This is a genomic window from Streptomyces sp. NBC_00620 (genome assembly GCF_026341825.1).
Taxonomy (GTDB): Bacteria; Actinomycetota; Actinomycetes; order Streptomycetales; family Streptomycetaceae; genus Streptomyces.
The window spans coordinates 360,945-381,707 of the sequence record NZ_JAPENY010000002.1; the positions used below are offsets into that span (position 1 = coordinate 360,945).

The 20,763-nt window shown below is 70.0% G+C and carries 17 protein-coding genes; 9 read left to right on the plus strand and 8 right to left on the minus strand.

All coding sequences use genetic code 11. The annotated features are described in order from the left end of the window. The first annotated feature begins 77 nt into the window (after positions 1 to 77). The 3 genes from OG246_RS20810 to OG246_RS20820 all read left to right on the plus strand — a co-directional run bounded on the left by OG246_RS20810 (position 78) and on the right by OG246_RS20820 (position 7,229). A complete protein-coding gene (locus OG246_RS20810; protein ID WP_266465419.1) occupies positions 78 to 809 on the plus strand; it encodes a VIT1/CCC1 transporter family protein in 732 nt (243 codons plus the stop codon). Positions 810 to 1,177: 368 nt separating this feature from the next. After that, entirely contained in the window at positions 1,178 to 5,776 is a 4,599-nt protein-coding gene (gene gltB, locus OG246_RS20815) for a glutamate synthase large subunit (protein ID WP_266465422.1), read from the plus strand. Next, positions 5,769 to 7,229 carry a glutamate synthase subunit beta gene (locus OG246_RS20820; RefSeq protein ID WP_266465425.1) on the plus strand — a complete coding sequence of 487 codons (1,461 nt, stop codon included), beginning with the start codon at positions 5,769 to 5,771 and terminating at the stop codon, positions 7,227 to 7,229. The genes gltB and OG246_RS20820 overlap by 8 nt, the downstream gene beginning before the upstream one ends. A gap of 133 nt (positions 7,230 to 7,362) precedes the next feature. Here the strand turns inward: OG246_RS20820 and OG246_RS20825 are convergent, their stop codons facing one another. After that, entirely contained in the window at positions 7,363 to 8,253 is an 891-nt protein-coding gene (locus OG246_RS20825) for a chitosanase (RefSeq protein ID WP_266465434.1), read from the minus strand. A 22-nt stretch (positions 8,254 to 8,275) separates the two neighbouring features. After that, complete coding sequence (locus OG246_RS20830; RefSeq protein ID WP_266465437.1) at positions 8,276 to 9,196, minus strand: rhomboid family intramembrane serine protease; 921 nt, start codon at positions 9,194 to 9,196, stop codon at positions 8,276 to 8,278. Between the two features lie 178 nt (positions 9,197 to 9,374). Here OG246_RS20830 and OG246_RS20835 point away from each other — a divergent pair, with 178 nt between their 5' ends. From OG246_RS20835 to OG246_RS20845, 3 genes are read left to right on the plus strand one after another with little or no spacing between them, the layout of a single operon-like run. Beyond that, positions 9,375 to 10,094, plus strand: coding sequence for a VWA domain-containing protein (locus OG246_RS20835; protein ID WP_266465440.1), 720 nt, complete (start codon positions 9,375 to 9,377; stop codon positions 10,092 to 10,094). Further along, on the plus strand, positions 10,091 to 10,681 hold the full coding sequence (locus tag OG246_RS20840; RefSeq protein WP_266465448.1) for a HutD family protein: 591 nt from the start codon (positions 10,091 to 10,093) through the stop codon (positions 10,679 to 10,681). Before OG246_RS20835 ends, OG246_RS20840 begins: the two co-directional genes overlap by 4 nt. 46 nt (positions 10,682 to 10,727) lie before the next feature. Next, a complete protein-coding gene (locus tag OG246_RS20845) occupies positions 10,728 to 12,371 on the plus strand; it encodes a cytochrome bc complex cytochrome b subunit (protein ID WP_266465451.1) in 1,644 nt (547 codons plus the stop codon). On the opposite strand, the gene OG246_RS20850 is transcribed toward OG246_RS20845, so the two are convergent. After that, the gene (locus OG246_RS20850; protein ID WP_266465453.1) at positions 12,346 to 13,392 is read right to left on the minus strand and encodes an acyl-CoA dehydrogenase family protein; all 1,047 of its coding nucleotides are present in this window, start codon (positions 13,390 to 13,392) and stop codon (positions 12,346 to 12,348) included. The genes OG246_RS20845 and OG246_RS20850 overlap by 26 nt on opposite strands. Continuing rightward, entirely contained in the window at positions 13,392 to 14,537 is a 1,146-nt protein-coding gene (locus OG246_RS20855; protein ID WP_266465456.1) for an acyl-CoA dehydrogenase family protein, read from the minus strand. Before OG246_RS20855 ends, OG246_RS20850 begins: the two co-directional genes overlap by 1 nt. Before the next feature lie 72 nt (positions 14,538 to 14,609). On the opposite strand from OG246_RS20855, the gene OG246_RS20860 reads away from it, so the two are divergent. Genes OG246_RS20860 through OG246_RS20870 form a run of 3 tightly spaced genes read left to right on the plus strand, consistent with a single transcriptional unit; the run spans position 14,610 to position 17,272 of the window. Continuing rightward, positions 14,610 to 15,401, plus strand: coding sequence for an SDR family oxidoreductase (locus OG246_RS20860; protein ID WP_266465459.1), 792 nt, complete (start codon positions 14,610 to 14,612; stop codon positions 15,399 to 15,401). 54 nt (positions 15,402 to 15,455) lie between these two features. Then, a complete protein-coding gene (locus tag OG246_RS20865) occupies positions 15,456 to 16,067 on the plus strand; it encodes a TetR/AcrR family transcriptional regulator (protein ID WP_266465462.1) in 612 nt (203 codons plus the stop codon). A gap of 47 nt (positions 16,068 to 16,114) precedes the next feature. Then, on the plus strand, positions 16,115 to 17,272 hold the full coding sequence (locus OG246_RS20870; protein ID WP_266465465.1) for an acetyl-CoA C-acetyltransferase: 1,158 nt from the start codon (positions 16,115 to 16,117) through the stop codon (positions 17,270 to 17,272). Here the strand turns inward: OG246_RS20870 and OG246_RS20875 are convergent. Genes OG246_RS20875 through OG246_RS20890 form a run of 4 tightly spaced genes read right to left on the minus strand, consistent with a single transcriptional unit; the run spans position 17,256 to position 20,738 of the window. After that, on the minus strand, positions 17,256 to 18,314 hold the full coding sequence (locus OG246_RS20875) for a nitronate monooxygenase family protein (protein ID WP_266465468.1): 1,059 nt from the start codon (positions 18,312 to 18,314) through the stop codon (positions 17,256 to 17,258). The genes OG246_RS20870 and OG246_RS20875 overlap by 17 nt on opposite strands. Continuing rightward, a complete protein-coding gene (locus tag OG246_RS20880; RefSeq protein ID WP_266465471.1) occupies positions 18,314 to 19,114 on the minus strand; it encodes a CoA-transferase subunit beta in 801 nt (266 codons plus the stop codon). Before OG246_RS20880 ends, OG246_RS20875 begins: the two co-directional genes overlap by 1 nt. Next, positions 19,111 to 19,977 (minus strand): CoA transferase subunit A, encoded by an 867-nt coding sequence (locus OG246_RS20885; RefSeq protein ID WP_266465473.1) that lies wholly within the window; start codon positions 19,975 to 19,977, stop codon positions 19,111 to 19,113. Before OG246_RS20885 ends, OG246_RS20880 begins: the two co-directional genes overlap by 4 nt. Beyond that, complete coding sequence (locus OG246_RS20890; RefSeq protein ID WP_266465474.1) at positions 19,974 to 20,738, minus strand: enoyl-CoA hydratase family protein; 765 nt, start codon at positions 20,736 to 20,738, stop codon at positions 19,974 to 19,976. Before OG246_RS20890 ends, OG246_RS20885 begins: the two co-directional genes overlap by 4 nt. Positions 20,739 to 20,763 lie beyond the last annotated feature (25 nt).

Genomic DNA, 20,763 nt, shown 5'->3' on the forward strand with positions numbered 1-20,763 from the left:
AAGTAGAACCTGTCCAAGAAGTAGTCCGAGAAGCAACCCAAGAGGCAATCCGAGAAGCGCATCCCAGGGGGACCCGCATGGCCATCATCGAGACCGAGGCGACGCTGCACGAGGCGCATCGCGACAACCACACCCACCGCGACGTCAACGGTGGCTGGCTGCGGCCCGCGGTGTTCGGCGCGATGGACGGCCTCGTCTCCAACCTCGCGCTCATGACCGGTGTCGCCGGCGGATCCGTGTCCCATCAGACGATCGTCATCACCGGGCTCGCTGGTCTCGCGGCGGGTGCCTTCTCCATGGCCGCCGGTGAGTACACCTCCGTGGCCTCGCAGCGCGAACTCGTCGAGGCCGAACTCGAAGTCGAGCGACGGGAGTTGAGGAAGCACCCGAAGGACGAGGAGCGGGAGCTCGCCGAGCTTTACCAGGCGCGCGGTGTCGACGCCCCGCTGGCGCGGGAGGTCGCCCGGCAGCTGTCCCGCGACCCCGAGCAGGCCCTGGAGATACACGCCCGTGAGGAACTCGGCATCGACCCGGGCGACCTGCCCTCGCCGACCGTCGCCGCGGTGTCGAGCTTCGGCTCCTTCGCGCTCGGCGCCCTGCTCCCCGTACTGCCGTTCCTGCTCGGCGCGACCTCTCTGTGGCCGGCGCTGCTGCTCGCGCTGATCGGGCTCTTCGCCTGTGGCGCGGTCGTGGCCAAGGTGACCGCGCGATCCTGGTGGTACAGCGGGCTGCGACAGCTCGCTCTCGGTGGTGCCGCGGCGGGTGTGACGTACGCCCTGGGCAGTTTGTTCGGTACGGCCGTAGGATGACTCGTCGGGCACCTATGCAAGGGACTGCATAAGTAGCCGTTACTCGGCGGTTTCGAACGCTTAACCACTGGGCATGAGCCGTAAGCGCTGTGGGCAATGAGGCCTGCTCCGCACAACCGCGGCGGGTGACGTTGCCTGCCGCGCTCCGGGCCGACGGGCACTGATCTGTCCGCTTAGGCCCCCTTAAACTCCACCGCTGCGCGCGGTACCCCCGCCGCGACCCTCCGGTGTCCGCATGTTGGAACGCAGTATCCGGTTCCCGAGATCCGCCCCATCATGTAACCTGCACGAAATTTTGCGCACATAAAGCAGAGGGCCAACGTCGTCCCTCGGCACTCGCATATGCCACGACGACGACGGGAGAGCCGATGCGTACGCCGCGCCAGCCGTCCCAGCACTCCACGAATGGCCAGAAGTGGTCCTTCATGGATGCTCGCCCTGCAGCGCAGGGTATGTACGACCCCCGCAACGAGCACGACGCCTGTGGCGTCGGCTTCGTGGCCACCCTCACCGGTGAGGCGAGCCACGCGCTGGTCGAGCAGGCGCTCACGGTTCTGCGCAACCTGGAGCACCGAGGAGCCACCGGCGCCGAACCCGACTCGGGTGACGGCGCGGGCATCCTCTCCCAGGTGCCGGACGCCTTCCTCCGCGAGGTGGCCGGATTCGAGCTTCCCGCGGCCGGCGCGTACGCGGTGGGCATCGCCTTCCTGCCCGAGGACGGCATCACCGACGCCGTCTCACGGATCGAGACGATCGCCGCCGACGAGGGCCTCACCGTCCTCGGCTGGCGCGAGGTCCCGATCGCCCCCGAGCTGCTCGGCGCCACCGCGCGTTCGACCATGCCCGTCTTCCGCCAGGTCTTCGTGTCCGACGGCGGCTCCTCGGAGGGCATCGACCTCGACCGCAAGGCCTTCGTCCTGCGCAAGCGCGCCGAGCGCGAGGCCGACGTGTACTTCCCGTCGCTCTCCGCCCGCACCATCGTCTACAAGGGCATGCTGACCACCGGCCAGCTGGAGCCCTTCTTCCCGGACCTGTCCGACCGCCGCTTCGCCTCCGCGATCGCGCTCGTGCACTCCCGGTTCTCCACGAACACCTTCCCGAGCTGGCCGCTCGCCCACCCGTACCGCTTCGTCGCGCACAACGGCGAGATCAACACGGTCAAGGGCAACCGCAACTGGATGGCGGCCCGCGAGTCCCAGCTCGTCTCCGACCTCTTCGGAGCCGAGGACAAGCTCGACCGGATCTTCCCGATCTGTACGCCCGAGGCGTCCGACTCCGCCTCCTTCGACGAGGTGCTCGAGCTTCTGCACCTCGGCGGCAGGTCCCTCCCGCACTCCGTGCTGATGATGATCCCGGAGGCGTGGGAGAACCACACCTCCATGGACCAGGCCCGCCGCGCCTTCTACCAGTTCCACGCCACGATGATGGAGCCCTGGGACGGCCCGGCCTGCGTCACCTTCACCGACGGCACCCAGGTCGGCGCGGTCCTCGACCGCAACGGTCTGCGTCCCGGCCGCTACTGGGTCACCGACGAGGGCCTCGTCGTCCTCGGCTCCGAGGTCGGCGTCCTCGACATCGACCCCGCGAAGGTCGTCCGCAAGGGCCGCCTCCAGCCCGGCAAGATGTTCCTCGTCGACACCGCCGAGCACCGCATCATCGAGGACGAGGAGATCAAGGCCGGCCTCATCGCCGAGAAGCCGTACGCGGAGTGGCTGGAAGCCGGCGAGATCGAGCTCTCCGACCTCCCCGAGCGCGAGCACATCGTGCACACCCACGCCTCGGTCACCCGCCGCCAGCAGACCTTCGGCTACACCGAGGAAGAACTGCGCATCATCCTCGCGCCGATGGCCAACACCGGCGGCGAGCCGCTCGGCTCCATGGGCACGGACTCGCCGATCGCGGCCCTGTCCGAGCGCCCCCGGCTGCTGTTCGACTACTTCACCCAGCTGTTCGCGCAGGTCACCAACCCGCCGCTGGACGCGATCCGCGAGGAGCTCGTCACCTCCCTGCGCTCGTCCCTCGGCCCCGCGAGCAACCTTCTCGAGCCGACCGCCGCGTCCTGTCGCAGCGTCACCCTGCCCTTCCCGGTGATCGACAACGACGAGCTGGCCAAGCTCATCCACATCAACGCCGACGGCGACATGCCGGGTATGAAGGCCGCGACGCTGTCCGGCCTCTACCGGGTCTCCGGTGGCGGCGACTCGCTGGCCGCCCGCATCGACGAGATCTGCACCGAGGCCGACGCCGCCATCGAGAACGGCGCCCGGCTGATCGTCCTCTCGGACCGGCACTCCGACGCCGAGCACGCGCCGATCCCGTCGCTGCTGCTCACCGCGGCCGTCCACCACCACCTCATCCGCACCAAGCAGCGCACCCAGGTGGGTCTGCTCGTCGAGGCGGGCGACGTCCGCGAGGTCCACCATGTGGCCCTCCTCATCGGCTTCGGTGCCGCGGCGGTCAACCCCTACCTGGCGATGGAGTCCGTCGAGGACCTCGTCCGCGCGGGCACCTTCCTCCAGGGCATCGAGCCCGAGCAGGCCATCCGCAACCTGATCTACGCGCTCGGCAAGGGCGTCCTCAAGGTCATGTCCAAGATGGGCATCTCGACCGTCGCCTCCTACCGCGGCGCCCAGGTCTTCGAGGCCGTCGGCCTGGACCAGGCCTTCGTCCAGAAGTACTTCAGCGGTACGGCGACGAAGATCGGCGGCGCAGGACTCGACGTCGTCGCCAAGGAGGTCGCGGCGCGTCACGCGAAGGCGTACCCGGCCTCCGGCATCGCGCCCGCGCACCGCGCCCTCGACATAGGCGGCGAGTACCAGTGGCGCCGCGAGGGCGAGCCGCACCTGTTCGACCCGGAGACGGTCTTCCGCCTCCAGCACTCCACGCGCACCGCCCGCTACGACATCTTCAAGAAGTACACGGGCCGTGTGAACGAGCAGTCCGAGCGCCTCATGACGCTCCGCGGACTCTTCGGCTTCAAGTCGGACCGCGAGTCGATCTCCATCGACGAGGTCGAGTCGGTCGAGGAGATCGTCAAGCGCTTCTCCACCGGCGCCATGTCGTACGGCTCCATCTCCAAGGAGGCGCACGAGACCCTCGCCATCGCCATGAACCAGCTGGGCGGCAAGTCCAACACGGGTGAGGGCGGCGAGGACGCGGACCGCCTCTACGACCCCGCGCGCCGTTCGTCGATCAAGCAGGTCGCCTCCGGCCGCTTCGGTGTCACGTCCGAGTACCTGGTCAACGCCGACGACATCCAGATCAAGATGGCGCAGGGTGCCAAGCCCGGCGAGGGCGGCCAGCTGCCCGGCCACAAGGTGTACCCCTGGGTCGCCAAGACCCGGCACAGCACCCCCGGCGTGGGCCTCATCTCCCCGCCGCCGCACCACGACATCTACTCCATCGAGGACCTGGCCCAGCTGATCCACGACCTGAAGAACGCGAACCCGCAGGCGCGGATTCACGTGAAGCTGGTCTCGGAGGTCGGCGTCGGCACGGTCGCCGCCGGTGTGTCCAAGGCGCACGCGGACGTCGTGCTCATCTCCGGCCACGACGGCGGTACGGGCGCCTCCCCGCTCACCTCGCTGAAGCACGCCGGTGGTCCCTGGGAGCTCGGTCTCGCCGAGACCCAGCAGACCCTGCTGCTCAACGGCCTGCGCGACCGCATCGTCGTGCAGACCGACGGCCAGCTGAAGACCGGCCGTGACGTGGTCATCGCCGCGCTGCTCGGCGCCGAGGAGTTCGGTTTCGCGACCGCGCCGCTCGTCGTCTCCGGCTGCGTCATGATGCGCGTCTGCCACCTGGACACCTGCCCGGTCGGCATCGCCACCCAGAACCCGGTGCTCCGCGAGCGCTTCGCCGGCAAGGCCGAGTACATCGTGAACTTCTTCCGGTTCATCGCCGAGGAGGTCCGCGAGATCCTCGCCGAGCTGGGCTTCCGCACCATCCAGGAGGCCGTCGGCCACGCCGAGAACCTCGACGTGGAGCGGGCGATCACCCACTGGAAGGCGCAGGGCCTGGACCTGAGCCCCCTCTTCTACGTGCCCGAGCTGCCCGAGGGCACCCCGCTGCACCAGGTCATCCAGCAGGACCACGGTCTGGAGAAGGCGCTCGACAACGAGCTGATCAAGCTCGCCGCCGACGCGCTGGCCGCGGACTCCGCGACCGACGCCCAGCCGGTCCGCGCCCAGGTCGCCATCCGCAACATCAACCGCACGGTCGGCACCATGCTCGGCCACGAGGTGACCAAGAAGTTCGGTGGCGCGGGCCTGCCCGACGACACCATCGACATCACCTTCACCGGCTCGGCGGGCCAGTCCTTCGGCGCCTTCCTGCCGCGCGGTGTCACGCTCCGCCTGGAGGGCGACGCCAACGACTACGTCGGCAAGGGCCTCTCCGGCGGCCGTGTGATCGTCCGTCCCGACCGGGGCGCCGACCACCTCGCCGAGTACTCGACGATCGCGGGCAACACCATCGCGTACGGCGCGACGGGCGGCGAGATCTTCCTGCGCGGCCGCACCGGCGAGCGCTTCTGCGTCCGCAACTCCGGCGCGACGGTCGTCTCCGAGGGCGTGGGCGACCACGGCTGCGAGTACATGACCGGTGGTCACGCGGTGGTGCTCGGTGAGACGGGACGGAACTTCGCGGCCGGTATGTCCGGCGGTGTCGCGTACGTCCTCGACCTGAACCCCGAGAACGTGAACGTCAGCAGCGTCGGGGCCGTCGAGGCCCTCGGTGACGCCGACGCGCAGTGGCTGCACGACGTGGTGCGCCGGCACGCGGAGGAGACCGCTTCGACGGTCGCCGAGAAGCTCCTCGCCGAGTGGCCCGCCTCGGTGGACCGCTTCAGCAAGATCATCCCCAGCACGTACAAGGCAGTGCTCGCCGCCAAGGACGCCGCCGAGCGAGCCGGACTCCCCGAGTCCGAGATCACCGAGAAGATGATGGAGGCGGCGACCAATGGCTGATCCCAAGGGCTTTTTGAACCATGGCCGCGAGGTCGCCAGGACCCGTCCGGTGGACGTGCGTCTCAAGGACTGGAACGAGGTCTACGTTCCGGGCTCGCTGCTCCCCATCATCAGCAAGCAGGCCAGCCGCTGCATGGACTGCGGTATCCCGTTCTGCCACAACGGCTGTCCGCTGGGGAACCTGATCCCCGAGTGGAACGACTACGCGTACCGCGAGGACTGGTCCGCCGCCTCCGAGCGCCTGCACGCCACGAACAACTTCCCGGAGTTCACCGGCCGCCTGTGCCCGGCTCCGTGCGAGTCGGCGTGTGTGCTCGGCATCAACCAGCCCGCCGTGACCATCAAGAACGTCGAGGTCTCCATCATCGACAAGGCGTGGGACAGCGGCGACGTCGCGCCCCAGGCCCCGGAGCGCCTCTCCGGCAAGACGGTCGCGGTCATCGGCTCGGGTCCGGCCGGTCTCGCCGCCGCCCAGCAGCTCACCCGGGCCGGCCACACGGTCGCCGTGTACGAGCGCGCCGACCGCGTCGGCGGTCTGCTCCGCTACGGCATCCCCGAGTTCAAGATGGAGAAGCGGCACATCAACCGGCGCATCGAGCAGATGCGCGCGGAGGGCACCAAGTTCCGCACCGGCGTGGAGATCGGCCGCGACATCGACGCGGCGAAGCTGCGCAAGCGGTACGACGCCGTGGTCATCGCGGCGGGCGCGACGACCGCCCGTGATCTTCCCGTCCCCGGGCGGGAGTTGAAGGGCATCCACCAGGCGATGGAGTACCTGCCCCTCGCCAACAAGGTCCAGGAGGGCGACTTCGTGGCGCCCCCCATCACGGCCGAGGGCAAGCACGTCGTGGTCATCGGCGGCGGCGACACGGGCGCGGACTGCGTGGGCACCGCCCACCGCCAGGGCGCGGCCTCGGTCACGCAGCTGGAGATCATGCCGCGGCCCGGCGAGGAGCGGAACCCGGGTCAGCCCTGGCCGACCTTCCCGATGCTCTACAAGGTCACCTCCGCGCACGAGGAGGGCGGCGAGCGCGTCTACGCCGTCTCCACCACCCACTTCGAGGGCGACGAGGACGGCAACGTCCAGTGGCTGCACCTCGTCGAGGTCGAGTTCATCGAAGGCAAGCTGACCCAGAAGCCGGGCACGGAGCGCAAGATCCCCGCCCAGCTGGTGACGCTCGCGATGGGCTTCACCGGTACGGACGTCGAGAACGGCCTGGTCTCCCAGTTCGGCCTGGAGCTGGACGCGCGCGGCAACATCGCGCGTGACGCCGACTTCGCGACGAACGTCCCCGGCGTGTACGTCGCCGGTGACGCCGGGCGCGGCCAGTCCCTCATCGTCTGGGCGATCGCGGAGGGCCGCTCGGCCGCCCGCGGGGTCGACCGCTTCCTGACGGGGGTCAGCGAACTCCCGGCTCCGATCCGCCCGACGGACCGCTCTCTGATGGTCTGACGCTCCACCCCAACAGACGTCCCGTACAAAGGCGTACGGAACTGAACGCGGCGCTCGCCTTGTCCCCGACCGGACGGTGGTGAGCGCCGTGGTGCGTCCCGGCCCTGCCCGGCCAAGGCGACCGGGTGGCAGGTCAGGACACCCGGAACGTTTCTCCGTACACCTTCCACTCCAGCGGTGTGCGCAGGTCGAGGTTCCCGTCGTACAGGAAGGTCCGCTGGGCCGTGTCGATACGGGTCGTGTCGAGGTGGACGTCGTCGCCCTTCATCGTCTTGCGGCGGATGTCGAGGAAGATATCGAGGTAGGACTTCTCGGAACCGCCCTGGGAGGGTGTGTCGGCCTCGGCCATGGCTCGGTCGCGCAGGCCGTAGAAGCCGTCGGCGCCGGTACCGGGGCCGTGCAGGACCATCGCGTCGTAGTAGATGAACTGGCCCAGCGTGCCGAGGCCGTCGAGTTTGGCGAGGCGGACCGCGGGATCGAAGTACACGCTGTCGCGTTCGGAGTCCTGGGCGGTGCGGAAGGCGGCCACCGAGGCTTCCTGGCGCCAGGCCGCCGGGAAACCGTCGAGGCCCTCGTGGGAGTCCGTGCCGTCGACCTTGCGCAGGGCGGGCAGATAGCGGGCGAGGCCGTTGTCCGGGTGGGACTTCGTGTAGTCCTGGACCAGCGTGAGCAGGTCGTGGGTGCCGGTGCAGAAGCCGACGATTCCCGCCGTGTAGCCCTGGCCGTCGCCGATGTCCTCGACGTAGGCGTAGGTGGTGCGCCAGTTCAGTGTGGAGTTCTCGGCGCTGGCCACGATCTTCTGGGCCAGCTCCTTCTTGTCCGGCGCGGTCAGACCGGGCGGCAGGTCGGCGATCAGTTCGTCGTCGGCCGCCTGCTCGGCCAGGGACTTGGCGTCGGGCCCGGGCTGCTGCGACGCGGTCGCCTGGGCCTGCGCCGTGCCCGCGTTCTCGGACGTGGCGAGGTAGACCGCCGCCGTGGCGAGGAGCGGGACGGCGGCGAGCAGGAGGCAACCGGCTCTTCTCATGGCGCCCACAGTAAACGCAGACCTACGCCGTCCCGTTCTTCAGTTCGATAACTTTCCCTGCCGCCGACACCACCAGCAGCACCAGCAGCCCCACGCACGCCGCCACCTGTATCGGCGTACGGCGCCGGTCACGGGGTGCGTACGCGTACGCGAGGGTGACGGCGGTGCCGGTCAGGAGGCCGCCGAGGTGGCCCTGCCAGGAGGTGAGCCCCGCGGAGATCAGCAGCCACAGCAGCAGGCCCGCCATGAAGCGGTTGACGCTCTGCATGTCCGCGCCCAGCCGGCGGGCCATGACGTAGTACGCGGCCCCCAGGCCGAAGATCGCGCCCGAGGCGCCGAGCGTGGGCGTTTCCGGCGCGATCAGCAGCACGAGGACCGAGCCGCCGAGCGCGGACAGCAGATACAGCGTGACATAGCGGATCCGGCCGAGCTGGGACTCCACGACGCGGCCGATGTTCCACAGCGACACCATGTTCATCACGATGTGCAGAACCCCGAACGTGCCCTCCGTGGGCGGCAGATGGAGGAAGGCGCCGGTCAGCAGCCGGTACCACTCCCCGTCCACCACACCCTCCGCGTGGAAGTCCGAGGGGTAGACGGCCTGCCAGACGTAGTACAGACCGTCCGGACCCACCAGACCCGCGCCCAGCATCTCGAACCGGTCCACGATCGCCGGACGCACCAGCTCACCCACGTACGCCAGCACATTGAGCGCGATCAGTACGTACGTCACCACGGGCGCCGTCGAGATCCGGCCGCCGAAGGCCGTGCGGGCCTCTCTCACGGACCGCACGCCCTCTTTCACGCACTCCGGGCACTGGTGACCGACGGCCGCCTCGCGCATGCAGTCCGGGCATATGTAGCGGTCGCACCGGGTGCAGCGCACATGCGACTCCACCTTGGGATGGCGGTAGCAGGTGGTGACGGTGGACTCGGGCTCCACGTCGGCTCCTCGGGAGATGTGTGCGGGTGACAGCGGGACGGTGAGCCGGTGGGGCTGCGGCGAACAAAATAGCGAATGCCGGTGTATGCGTGGGACGGCAGGGGCCTGCGATGCCTGCCCGTGCCTGCGGTGACGTAATCTCGGCACTTCCGCGACCCTCGCGCGATGGGAGCCCCGCATGGCCGGAATCAGCCTCACCAAGGTGGAGGAGACCGCGCCCGCGCTGGTCAGTCTGTACAAGAGCGCAGGGGTCTCCCTCACCAAGCACGGGCTGAGCGGGCAGCGGGCCGCCGTGTACCTGGTCGTGGACTACTCGGGGTCGATGAAGCCGTACTACAAGGACGGCAGTGTGCAGGCGCTCGCCGACCGGGTGCTGGGGCTCTCGGCGCACCTCGACGACGACGGGACGGTGCCGGTCGTCTTCTTCTCCACCGACATCGACGCCGTCACCGACATCGCCCTCGTCAACCACCAGGGACGCATCGACCAGATCGTGTCCGGGCTCGGGCACATGGGCAAGACCAGCTACCACCTCGCCATGGACGCGGTCATCGACCACTACCTCGACAGCGGCTCCAAGGACCCCGCCCTCGTCGTCTTCCAGACCGACGGCGGACCGATCAACAAGCTCGCCGCCGAACGGTACTTGTGCAAGGCGGCGAAGCTTCCGCTGTTCTGGCAGTTCATAGGGTTCGGGGATCCGGGGAGCAGGCAGTTCGAATTCCTGCGCAAGCTGGACGAGTTGCCGGTGCCGCAGAAGCGGATCGTCGACAACGCCGGGTTCTTCCACGCCGGTTCGGAGCCACGGCGGGTGTCCGACAGTGAGCTGTACGACCGGCTCGTGGGGGAGTTCCCGCTGTGGCTGGCGGCGGCGCGGGCGCGGGGGATCGTGCAGTGACCGTACGTCTCCTGCCCGCCGCCGACCGACTCGCCGTGCCCTGGAAGAACGGGGGCGGGGTGACCCGCGAGATCGTCGCTTCGCCCGAAGGCGCGGGCATGGACGACTTCGACTGGCGGGTGAGCCTCGCCGAGGTCGCCGCGGACGGGCCGTTCTCGGCCTTCCCCTACATCGACCGCACCCTCACCGTCGTCGAGGGCGCGGGCATGGACCTGACCGTGGGCGGGGAGCGGCGGCTCGTCGACTCCCGTTACGTACCCCAGGACTTCAGGGGCGACGTCCCCACCGACTGCCGGCTGCTCGACGGCCGGGTCGTGAACCTCAACGTGATGTGGCGCCGGGGCGCCGGTCGCACGGCCCCGACGGTCGCCGTCGTACGCGGCCGCCTGACCCTCCCCGCCGCGCCCGCTCTCGTGGTCGCCCTCGACGGGAGCGCCGAGGTGGCCGGGCTGGCCCTTCGCCGGTACGACGCCGCGCTGCTCACCGGCGAGGAAGCAGCCGTGCTGCACGCGGTGGGCCCTGCCGCCGTGGTCGGTATTGCCCAACAGGCCCAGTTGGCGGGGATCCTGACGCTCCCGTTGGCTTAGCCGGGACGCCGTGCCACCCTGAGGGAAGCCGAGGGGAAGGCTACGTATGGGCGCGCGATCGGTGGAGGCCGGGCGGAACGGGCGACCGGTGCAGCCGGCCAAGGGTGAGCGGCTCGCGGACTGGGCCGACGGGCGTCTCGGGCTGTACCCGATGGCCAAGACCAACCTGCGCAAGGTCTTTCCGGACCACTGGTCGTTCATGCTGGGCGAGGTCTGCCTCTACAGCTTCATCGTCCTGATCCTCACCGGCGTCTACCTCACGCTGTTCTTCGAGCCGAGCGGGATCGAGGTCGTCTACAACGGCTCCTACGAACCCCTCAACGGCGTCATCATGACGCGGGCGTACGAGTCCACGCTCGACATCAGCTTCGACGTGCGCGGCGGACTGCTGATCCGGCAGATCCACCACTGGGCGGCGCTCGTGTTCGTCGCCGGGATGCTCGTGCACATGATGCGGGTGTTCTTCACCGGCGCGTTCCGCAAGCCGCGCGAGGTCAACTGGGTGTTCGGCTGGACCCTGTTGTTCCTCGGGATCATCACCGGCCTGACCGGCTACTCGCTCCCCGACGACCTGCTCTCGGGCACCGGTGTCCGCTTCGCGCAGGGTGCGATCCTGTCCGTCCCGGTGGTGGGGACGTACCTCTCTTTCTTCCTCTTCGGAGGGGAGTTCCCGGGCCACGACATCATTCCGCGGTTCTTCCCGATCCATGTGCTCCTGCTGCCCGGGATCATGCTGGGCCTGGTGGTCGCCCATCTGATCCTGGTCTTCTACCACAAGCACACGCAGTACCCCGGGGCCGGACGGGACCAGAAGTCCGTGGTCGGCATGCCGTTCATGCCGGTCTACATGGCCAAGGCGGGCGGCTTCTTCTTCCTCGTGTTCGGGGTGCTGTCGATGATGGGGGCGATCGCGACGGTCAACCCCGTGTGGGCCTTCGGGCCCTACCGCCCCGACCTGGTCACCACCGGCGCCCAACCCGACTGGTACCTCGGCTTCTCCGAGGGGCTGATCCGGGTGATGCCGGGATGGGAGATCAACGCATTCGGCCACACACTGGCGTTGGGCGTCTTCATCCCCTTCTCCCTCTTCCCGCTGATCATGCTGGCGATCGGCGTGTACCCGTTCATCGAGTCATGGATCACCGGGGACACCCGCGAACACCACATCCTGGACCGGCCGCGCAACGCGCCCACCCGCACGGGTCTCGGCGTGGCCTGGCTGAGTCTGTACGGGGTGCTGCTGATCGGCGGCGGCAACGACATCGTGGCCACGCATCTGCACCTGTCGATCAACTCGATCACATGGTTCGTGCGGATCTCCTTCTTCGCCGTGCCGGTGCTCGCCTTCGTCGTCACGCGGCGGATCTGTATGGGGTTGCAGCGCAGGGACCGCGACAAGGTGCTGCACGGACGGGAGTCGGGCACCATCAAGCGGCTCCCCGACGGCGAGTTCGTCGAGGTCCACGAACCGCTCACACAGGCACAGCGGTTCGCCCTCACCCAGCACGACCAGGCGACGCCGTACGAGGTGGGTCCGCTCGTCGACGCGAACGGTGTCACCCGCCGCGTCGGTCCCTCGCGCAAGTTGCGGGCGCGTCTGGCCCGGGCCATGTACGGGCCCGACACACAGATCCCGAAGCCGACGGCGGAGGAGTACCGGGAGCTTACGAGCGAGGATCACCACCACTGACCGCGGTGAGGACTTCGGCCCTGCATTCGGCCGGGCTGCCCCACGCGGTGCGCAGGGCACGGGCCTTGGTGAGCCAGAGGGACAGGTCGTACTCGGCCGTGTAGCCGATCGCGCCGTGCAGTTGCAGCGCAGTACGGGCTGTCGCGTACGCCGCCTCGCCCGCCGCGACCTTGGCCGCCGCGACGTCGGCCGGTGCCATGGACAGCGCCGCGCCGAACAGCAGGGGCCGCGCGAACTCCAGGGCGATCTTCGCGTCCGCGAGCTGGTGCTTGACGGCCTGGAACGAGCCGATGGGGACACCGAACTGGGTGCGCTGCTTGACGTACTCCACCGTCCGGTCGAGGAGGGCGAGTCCGACACCGAGCGCCTGGGCGGCGGTGGCGAGCCGGGCCCAGGCGAGCGTCTGGGCGGCGGCGCGGGTCACGTGGGGGCCGGTGGCGAGGAGCTCGCCGTTGGGGTGGGGGAGGGTGAGACTTCTGGCGGGGTCGAGGGAGGGGCGTGCTGATCCTGTGGGACCGCTGCCGCTGCCGCTGCCGCTGAGGTGCAGGCGGGCGGGCGGGGTGGTGTCCCGTGTGGGGGCTTCGGGGGAGTCCACCGTCAGGTGGATGTCCGCCGCTTCCGCGTCCAGGACGAACGGGCCTCCGCCGGGCAACGCGACCGTCGCCAGCGCCTCGCCCGAGGCCAGCGCGGGCAGCAGGCGCTTGGCGGGGCCCGACTCGCCCAGCTCGGAGAGCAGCGTGGCCGCGGCCACCGTCTCCACCAGTGGGCCCGGCACCCCGTGGCGGCCCAACTCGACGAAGGCGACGGCCAGTTCCACGGGAAGGGGGCCCACGCCCTCGTACGCCTCCGGTACCGCCAGTGCGAAGACGCCCGAGTCGGCGAGGCGGGACCACAGGGCGCGGCCGGGGGTACGGTCGCCGGTGGCCCAGGCACGTATGACCGGCGGTGTGTCCGCCGCCGTCAGCAGCGCGTTCAACGAGTCGGCGAAGGCGCGCTGCTCGGGGTCGAGGAGGAAGCGCATCAGCGGCGGCCCTTCGGGAGGCCGAGGAGGCGCTCGGCGATGATGTCGCGCTGGATCTCGTTGGTGCCGGCGTAGAGGGGGCCGGCGAGGGAGAAGACATAGCCCTCGGACCAGTCGGTGTCCGCCAACTCGCCCTCCGGGCCCAGCAGATCGAGCGCCGTCTCGTGCAGCGCGATGTCGTACTCGGACCAGAAGACCTTGTTCAGGCTGGACTCCGGCCCGATCGGCTCCCCGGCGGCGAAACGGGAGGCGCCGGCGTAGGTGAAGAGCTGGTAGGCGCGGGCGCCGATCACCGCGTCGGCCACCCGGTCGCGCAGGGCCGTGTCCGCGGGGTCGGCGCGGGTGCGCCACAGGTCGGCCAGCCGGTCGGCGGCGGCCAGGAAGCGGCCCGGGGAGCGGAGCGTCAGACCGCGTTCGTTGCCCGCTGTCGACATGGCGACCCGCCAGCCCTGGCCCACCTCTCCGATCACGTCCTCGTCGGGGACGAAGACGGAGTCGAGGAAGAGTTCGGCGAAGGCCGGTCTGCCGTCCAGGCGGCCGATCGGGCGGACCGTCACACCCGGTGCGCGCAGGTCGAACATCAGGTAGGTGAGGCCCTGGTGGGGCTTCGGGGTGTCCGGCTCGCTGCGGAACAGGCCGAACGCGCGGTCCGCGAACGCGGCTCGCGAGGACCACGTCTTCTGCCCGCTCAGCAGCCAGCCCCCGTCCGTGCGCACCGCGCGGGAGGTGAGCGAGGCCAGGTCGGAACCGGCCTCGGGCTCGGACCACGCCTGAGCCCAGATGGTCTCGCCCGTCGCCATCGACGGCAGCACGCGTGCGCGTTGCTCCTGCGTCCCGTGGTCGAAGAGGGTGGGGGCCAGCAGGTTGATGCCGTTCTGGCTGACCCGGCCCGGCGCGCCCGCCGCGTAGTACTCCTCCTCGAAGACCAGCCACCGGACGATGTCCACGCCCCGGCCGCCGTACGCCGTCGGCCACGACACCACCGACCAGCGGTCCGCGGCGAGTTCGGACTCCCATGCCCGGTGGGCGGCGAAGCCCTCCCCGGTCTCCAAGGAGGGGAGGGGGACGGGCGGCACATGGGCCGTGAGCCAGGCCCGGGCCTCGGCGCGGAACGCCTCGTCGGCGGGGGAGTGGTCGAGATCCATCGGCAGCACCCTTCGGGGAACCCTTCGGCGGCAACCTTCCCTAACAAGTGTTTGGTAGGTTAGCGTGGAGCCATGAGCGACGTCGAGAGTCCGGCGTACGTATCCGGGCACGGGCTGCTGAAGGGGCGTACGGCCGTCATCACCGCGGCGGCCGGCGCCGGTATCGGCGGAGCCACGGCGCACAGGTTCCTCGAAGAGGGCGCCCGCGTGCTGATCGGCGACGCGCACGCGCGACGGCTCAAGGAGAGCGCCGAGGCCCTGGCAGCCGAGTTCGGTGCCGCGAGTGTCGCCTCGCTGCCCTGCGACGTCACCGACGAGGACCAGGTCCAAGCCCTCTTCGGCACGGCTCGAGAACTGCACGGAGGCCTGGACATAGTCGTCAACAACGCCGGTCTCGGCGGTACTTCGGCCCTCGTCGACATGACCGACGAGCAGTGGTCGAAGGTGCTCGACGTGACGTTGAACGGCACGTTCCGGTGTACGAGGGCGGCCCTGCGGATGCTCAAGGAGCAGGCGGGCGGCGGAGTCGTCGTCAACAACGCCTCCGTCGTCGGCTGGCGGGCCCAGGCCGGGCAGGCGCACTACGCCGCCGCGAAGGCCGGGGTCATGGCGCTCACCCGCTGCGCCGCGATCGAGGCCGCCGCTTACGGAGTGCGGGTCAACGCCGTGTCACCGAGCCTCGCCATGCACCCGCACCTGGTGAAGGTGACCACTCCGGAGCTCCTTGAGGAGCTGACGGCGCGCGAGGCGTACGGGCGGTACGCCGAGCCCTGGGAGGTGGCCAACGTGATCGTGTTCCTGGCGTCCGGCTACTCCTCGTACATGACGGGGGAAGTCGTCTCCGTCAGCAGCCAGCACGCGTAGGGGCGAGGCGGCCGGCATGCGTGGATACGAGGAGCACAGGACCACAATGGGCCCGTGCCTACCAAGAAGAAGCCCCAGGTGACCGCCTCGCCGGAGCGGCGCCGCGAACTGCTCGACACGGCCGCCGAGGTCTTCGCCGAGCAGGGCTACAACGCCACCACCGTACGCAAGATCGCGGACCAGGCCGGAATGCTCGCGGGCAGTCTCTACTACCACTTCGACTCCAAGGAATCGATGCTGGAGGAGATCCTGCGGACCTTCCTCGACGAGCTCTGGGACGGGTACGACACCGTCCTGGACGCCGAACTCGGCCCCCGGGAAACCCTGGAGGCCCTGGTCACCGAGTCCTTCCGGGAGATCGACCGGCACCGCGCCGCCGTCGCGATCTACCAGAAGGAGTCCAGACACCTTGCCGCGCAGCAGCGCTTCGCGTTCCTCACCGAGTCGCAGCGCAACTTCGAGAAGGCGTGGCTGAGCACGCTGGAGCGCGGTGTCGCCGCCGAGGTCTTCCGGGCCGACCTCGACATCCGGCTCACCTACCGGTTCGTGCGCGACACCGTGTGGGTCGCCGCGTCCTGGTACCGGCCCGGCGGGCACCACAGCCCGGAGGAGATCGCCCGGCAGTACCTGTCGATGGTGCTCGACGGGATCTCCGTACGCGAATAAATCCATGTCCGCGAGCCCCATGTCCGCATTTCCCTGAGGGAGTTGTCATGGCCGAGGCCTACATCGTCGAAGCGGTCCGTACGCCCGTCGGGCGGCGCAGGGGAGGCCTGAGCGGCGTCCACTCGGCCGACCTCGGCGCGCATGTCCTCAAAGCCCTGGTCGAGAGGTCGGGCGTGGACCCGGCCGCCGTCGAGGACGTCGTCTTCGGGTGCCTCGACACGGTCGGGCCGCAGGCCGGGGACATCGCCCGCACCGCCTGGCTGGCCGCCGGGCTGCCCGAGGAGGTGCCCGGAGTCACCGTCGACCGGCAGTGCGGGTCCTCCCAGCAGGCCGTGCACTTCGCCGCCCAGGGCGTGCTGTCCGGCACCCAGGACCTGGTGGTCGCGGGCGGCGTCCAGAACATGAGCCAGATACCCATCGCCTTCGCCTCCCGCCAGGCCACCGAACCGCTCGGCCTCACTCAGGGCCCCTTCGCGGGCAGCGAGGGCTGGCGGGCGCGCTACGGAGACCGGCCCGTCAACCAGTTCCACGGCGCCGAACTGATCGCCGCCAAGTGGGGGATCAGCCGTCTGGACCAGGAGGAGTTCGCCCTCCGCTCCCACGAACGCGCGATCCGTGCCATCGACGAGGGCCGCTTCGCGCGCGAGACCGTGTCGCGCGGGGAGGTCACGGTCGACGAGGGCCCGCGCCGGGACACCTCGCTGGAGAAGATGGCCGCCCTGAAACCGGTCATCGACGGTGGCACCGTCACCGCCGCCTGCTCCTCCCAGGTCTCCGACGGCGCAGCCGCCATGCTCCTCGCCTCCGAACGGGCCGTCCGGGAACACGGGTTGACCCCTCGCGCCCGCGTGCACCACCTCTCCGTACGCGGCGAGGACCCCATCCGTATGCTGTCGGCCCCCATCCCGGCCACCGCGCACGCCCTCAAGAAGACCGGCATGTCCATCGGCGACATCGACCTCGTCGAGATCAACGAGGCCTTCGCCCCGGTCGTCCTCGCCTGGCTGAAGGAAACCGGCGCCGACCCGGAGAAGGTCAACGTCAACGGCGGCGCGATCGCCCTTGGCCATCCGCTGGGCGCCACCGGCGTGAAGCTGATGACGACCCTGCTGCACGAACTGGAGCGCACCGGGGGCCGGTTCGGGCTCCAGACCATGTGCGAGGGCGGCGGTCAGGCGAACGTCACCATCATCGAGCGGCTCTGAGCAGCTCCAAGGACTTCAACGCCTCCTCCGCCTCGGTCATGATCCGGTCCACCAACTCGGTGCACGAGGGCAGGTCGTCGATCACCCCGGCGACCTGCCCCGACGCCATCACCCCGAGGTCCGTACGCCCGTCCACCATCGCGGACTTGAGCAGCATGGGCGTGTTGGCGGCGAGGAGGACCTGGCTCCAGGACAGGTTCTTGCCGTGCTTCATCGCGAGGCCGTCGCGGATCATGGCAGGCCAGGAGAGTCCGGATATCTTCCTGAAGCCGGCCGCCCGGCGGACGGCCTGAGCGAGAGCCCTCGTACGGCCCGACTTCTCGAGGGAGTCGACGAAGTCCGTACGCAGCATGCGGTGCGGGAGTCCGTCGACGGCCGTCGTGACCGTGACGTCCTTGACCGTCGCCGCCAGGTACCGCGCCTTCACCGCGTCCGGGACCGTCGAGTCGGAGGTCAGCAGGAAACGCGTGCCCATGGCGACGCCCGCCGCGCCGTACGCCAGCGCGGCCACCAGCCCCCGCCCGTCGTGGAAACCGCCCGCCGCCACGACCGGGATGTCCACCGCGTCCACCACCTGCGGCAGCAGCACGGTCGTCGCCACCTCGCCGGTGTGCCCGCCGCCCTCACCGCCCTGCACGATCACCGCGTCCGCACCCCAGGCGGCCACCTTCTCGGCGTGCCGGCGCGCCCCGACGGAGGGGATGACGACCACGCCCGCCTCCTTCAGCTCCGCGATCAGCTCGCGTGAGGGGGCCAGTGCGAAGGAGGCGACGCGTACGCCTTCGTCGATGATGATCCGCACCCGGTCGCCCGCGTCCCCGGCGTCGGCCCGCAGATTCACGCCGAACGGCGCGTCCGTGCGGGACCTGACCTCCCGTACGGCGTCCCGCAGTTGGCCGAGGGGCATCGTCGCGGAGGCCAAGACACCCAGTGCGCCCGCCTCCGCCGTGGCGGAGACCAGGCGGGGGCCCGCCACCCAGCCCATGCCGGTCTGCACGATCGGGTGGCGGATCCCGACGAGCCGGGTGAACGCGGTGTCCATCAGCGGCCCCCGGCCTTGGCGGTCCCGGTCTTTGTGGGCCCGGTCCTGGCGGCCCCGGGAATCATTCCCGCCCCGGGAACCTCGCGGTCCCGTGCGCCCTTCGGGTCGATGACCTCGCGGATCAACTCCAGCTCCACCGGGGTCGGTTCGCGGGTGTACGGCACCTCGTCGGGGACGTACAGCTCGAAGCCCGTCGCCTCCCTGACCCGCTCGACGGTGACGCCCGGATGCAGGGAGGCGAGGCGCATCGAGTGGTCGGGGGTGGCGAAGTCGAAGACGCCGAGGTCGGTCACCACGCGGGGGATGCGGTGGAAGCGGGTGGCGCTCGGACCCGCCGCGGCGGCGCGGTCGTACCCCACCCCGCACACCATGTCGACCTTCGGGACGAAGACGCGCGTGGAGTGTTTCGGGATCCAGTAACTAGTCGGATTGTTGAGGGTGTTGACCGGCCCGCCGCGCACGCCGAGCAGTTGGCGCTTGGGCCTGGCCCAGTCGCCGACGCACGAGATGTTCTGGTTGCCGAAGCGGTCGATCTGGCTCGCGCCCATCATCACGTGCCGGCGCCCGCCGGTCACCATCGTCAGGTGCTGCCGGTACGGCAGCCAGCCCTCCGGCGTCCCGTCGAGGCCGACGAGCATCGCCTCGCCGTCGGTCAGCAGCAGATCGGGGGAGAAGGTGCGCTTGGCGAGGCGGGCGCCGATGGACGGGATCAGGCCCATGGGGCTGGCGAGCACCTCGCCGTTGTCCCGCCAGGCCTCGGCGCAGGCGATCACGCAGTACTCGGCCGGTGTCGGGTTCACTGGTGCTGCTCCTTCTGCCAGGCCTGGACGGCGCTCTGGTAGGCGTGTTCGTCGCCGCCGAGGAACCGCTCGGCGAACTCCGCGTACGGCGTGGTCGCGTACAGCTTCTGGAAGGCCTCGTCGCGTCCGTGCTCCGGCGCGCAGGATGTGAAGTGCGCGCCGTTCGGAGCCTCGACGACACCCGTCACGCTCGACCGCTTGAGCAGCAGGGTCTGCGGCGCGGCCTCCTTGGTCAGCTCCGCCGTGTCGACGATCCGCTCGCAGGAGACGTACGCCGCGTCCGCCGCCTCGCAGAACAGGTCGTCGAAGTACGGGTCCGGGCCCAGGTACTGGCCGTTGCCGAGCCGGTCCGCGCGGTTCATGTGGACCAGGGCCGCGTCCAGCCGCAGGGCGGGCATGGCGACGAACTCCTCCCTGACGCCGGAGAGTTCATCGGCGTACGGCGAAGTGACCGTCCGCAGCCCGGGGTTGACCCGCATCACGTCCGAGCCGAGCCCGGCGCGCACCGGCAGGAAGGGCAGCCGGTTCGCGGCGGCGTGCAGCCCCCACATGAACATCGCCTCGTCGACCTCCATCAGCTCGAAGGCCCCGCTCTCGCGCGCCGCGCGGTAGTGCGGTTCGAGCGGGATCGAGTCGAGGGTGACGAAGGCGGTCACCAGCTTCCGAATCCGCCCGGCGGCGGCGAGCAGGCCCACGTCCGGGCCGCCGTACGAGACGACGGTGAGATCGGTGATCCCGGACCGGAGCAGTGCTCTCACCAGGGCCATCGGCTTGCGGCGCGAACCCCAGCCGCCGATGCCGAGGGTCATCCCGCTCTCCAGGCGGCCCACGGCCTCCTGGGCCGACATGGTCTTGTCGCTCACTGAGTGGCCTCCTTGCCGAAGCTGTCGCGAACGCGGTCGGCCACCCCGCTGAGAGTGGCCTCGTAGGTGAAGCCCTGCTCGAAGCGGTAGCTGCGGCGTACGTCGACGGGGTCGATGCCGTTGATGGCGGCCTTGGCGAGCCGGACGAGACGGCCGTCCTTCGCGGCGATCTCGCGGGCCAGCTCCAGGGCGGCCGCGCGCAGTTCGCCGCGCGGCACGACCTGCCACACCGAGCCGTGCGCGTGCAGCTCGGCCGCGGTCGCGGTGCGCGAGGTGTAGTAGAGGACGCGCATCAGGTGCCGCGGGACCAGACGGGCCAGATGGGTGGCCGCGCCCAGTGCCCCGCGGTCCAGCTCGGGCAGCCCGAAGGTGGCGTCGTCGCTCGCCACGATCGCGTCCGCGTTGCCGACGAGGCCTATCCCGCCGCCCAGACAGAAGCCCTGCACCGCCGCGACCACCGGCACCTCGCACTCGTACACCGCCGCGAACGCCTCGAAGCAGCCGCGGTTCGCGCCTATGAGCACGTCATGACCTTGTGTACCGCCGGTGGTGTCCCGCTGTATCTCCTTGATGTCCACGCCCGCGTTGAAACCGCGGCCCTCGGCGGTCAGTACGACACAGCGGATCCCCGGGTCGCGGCCCGCCGCGCGGACGGCGTCGGCCAGGTCGAACCAGCCCCGCACCGGCAGTGCGTTCACCGGCGGGAAGTCGACCGTGACGACGGAGATCCCCTTTTCCGGGGTCGAGGTGGAGACACCCATGGGCACATCAGCTACCTTCAGCTAT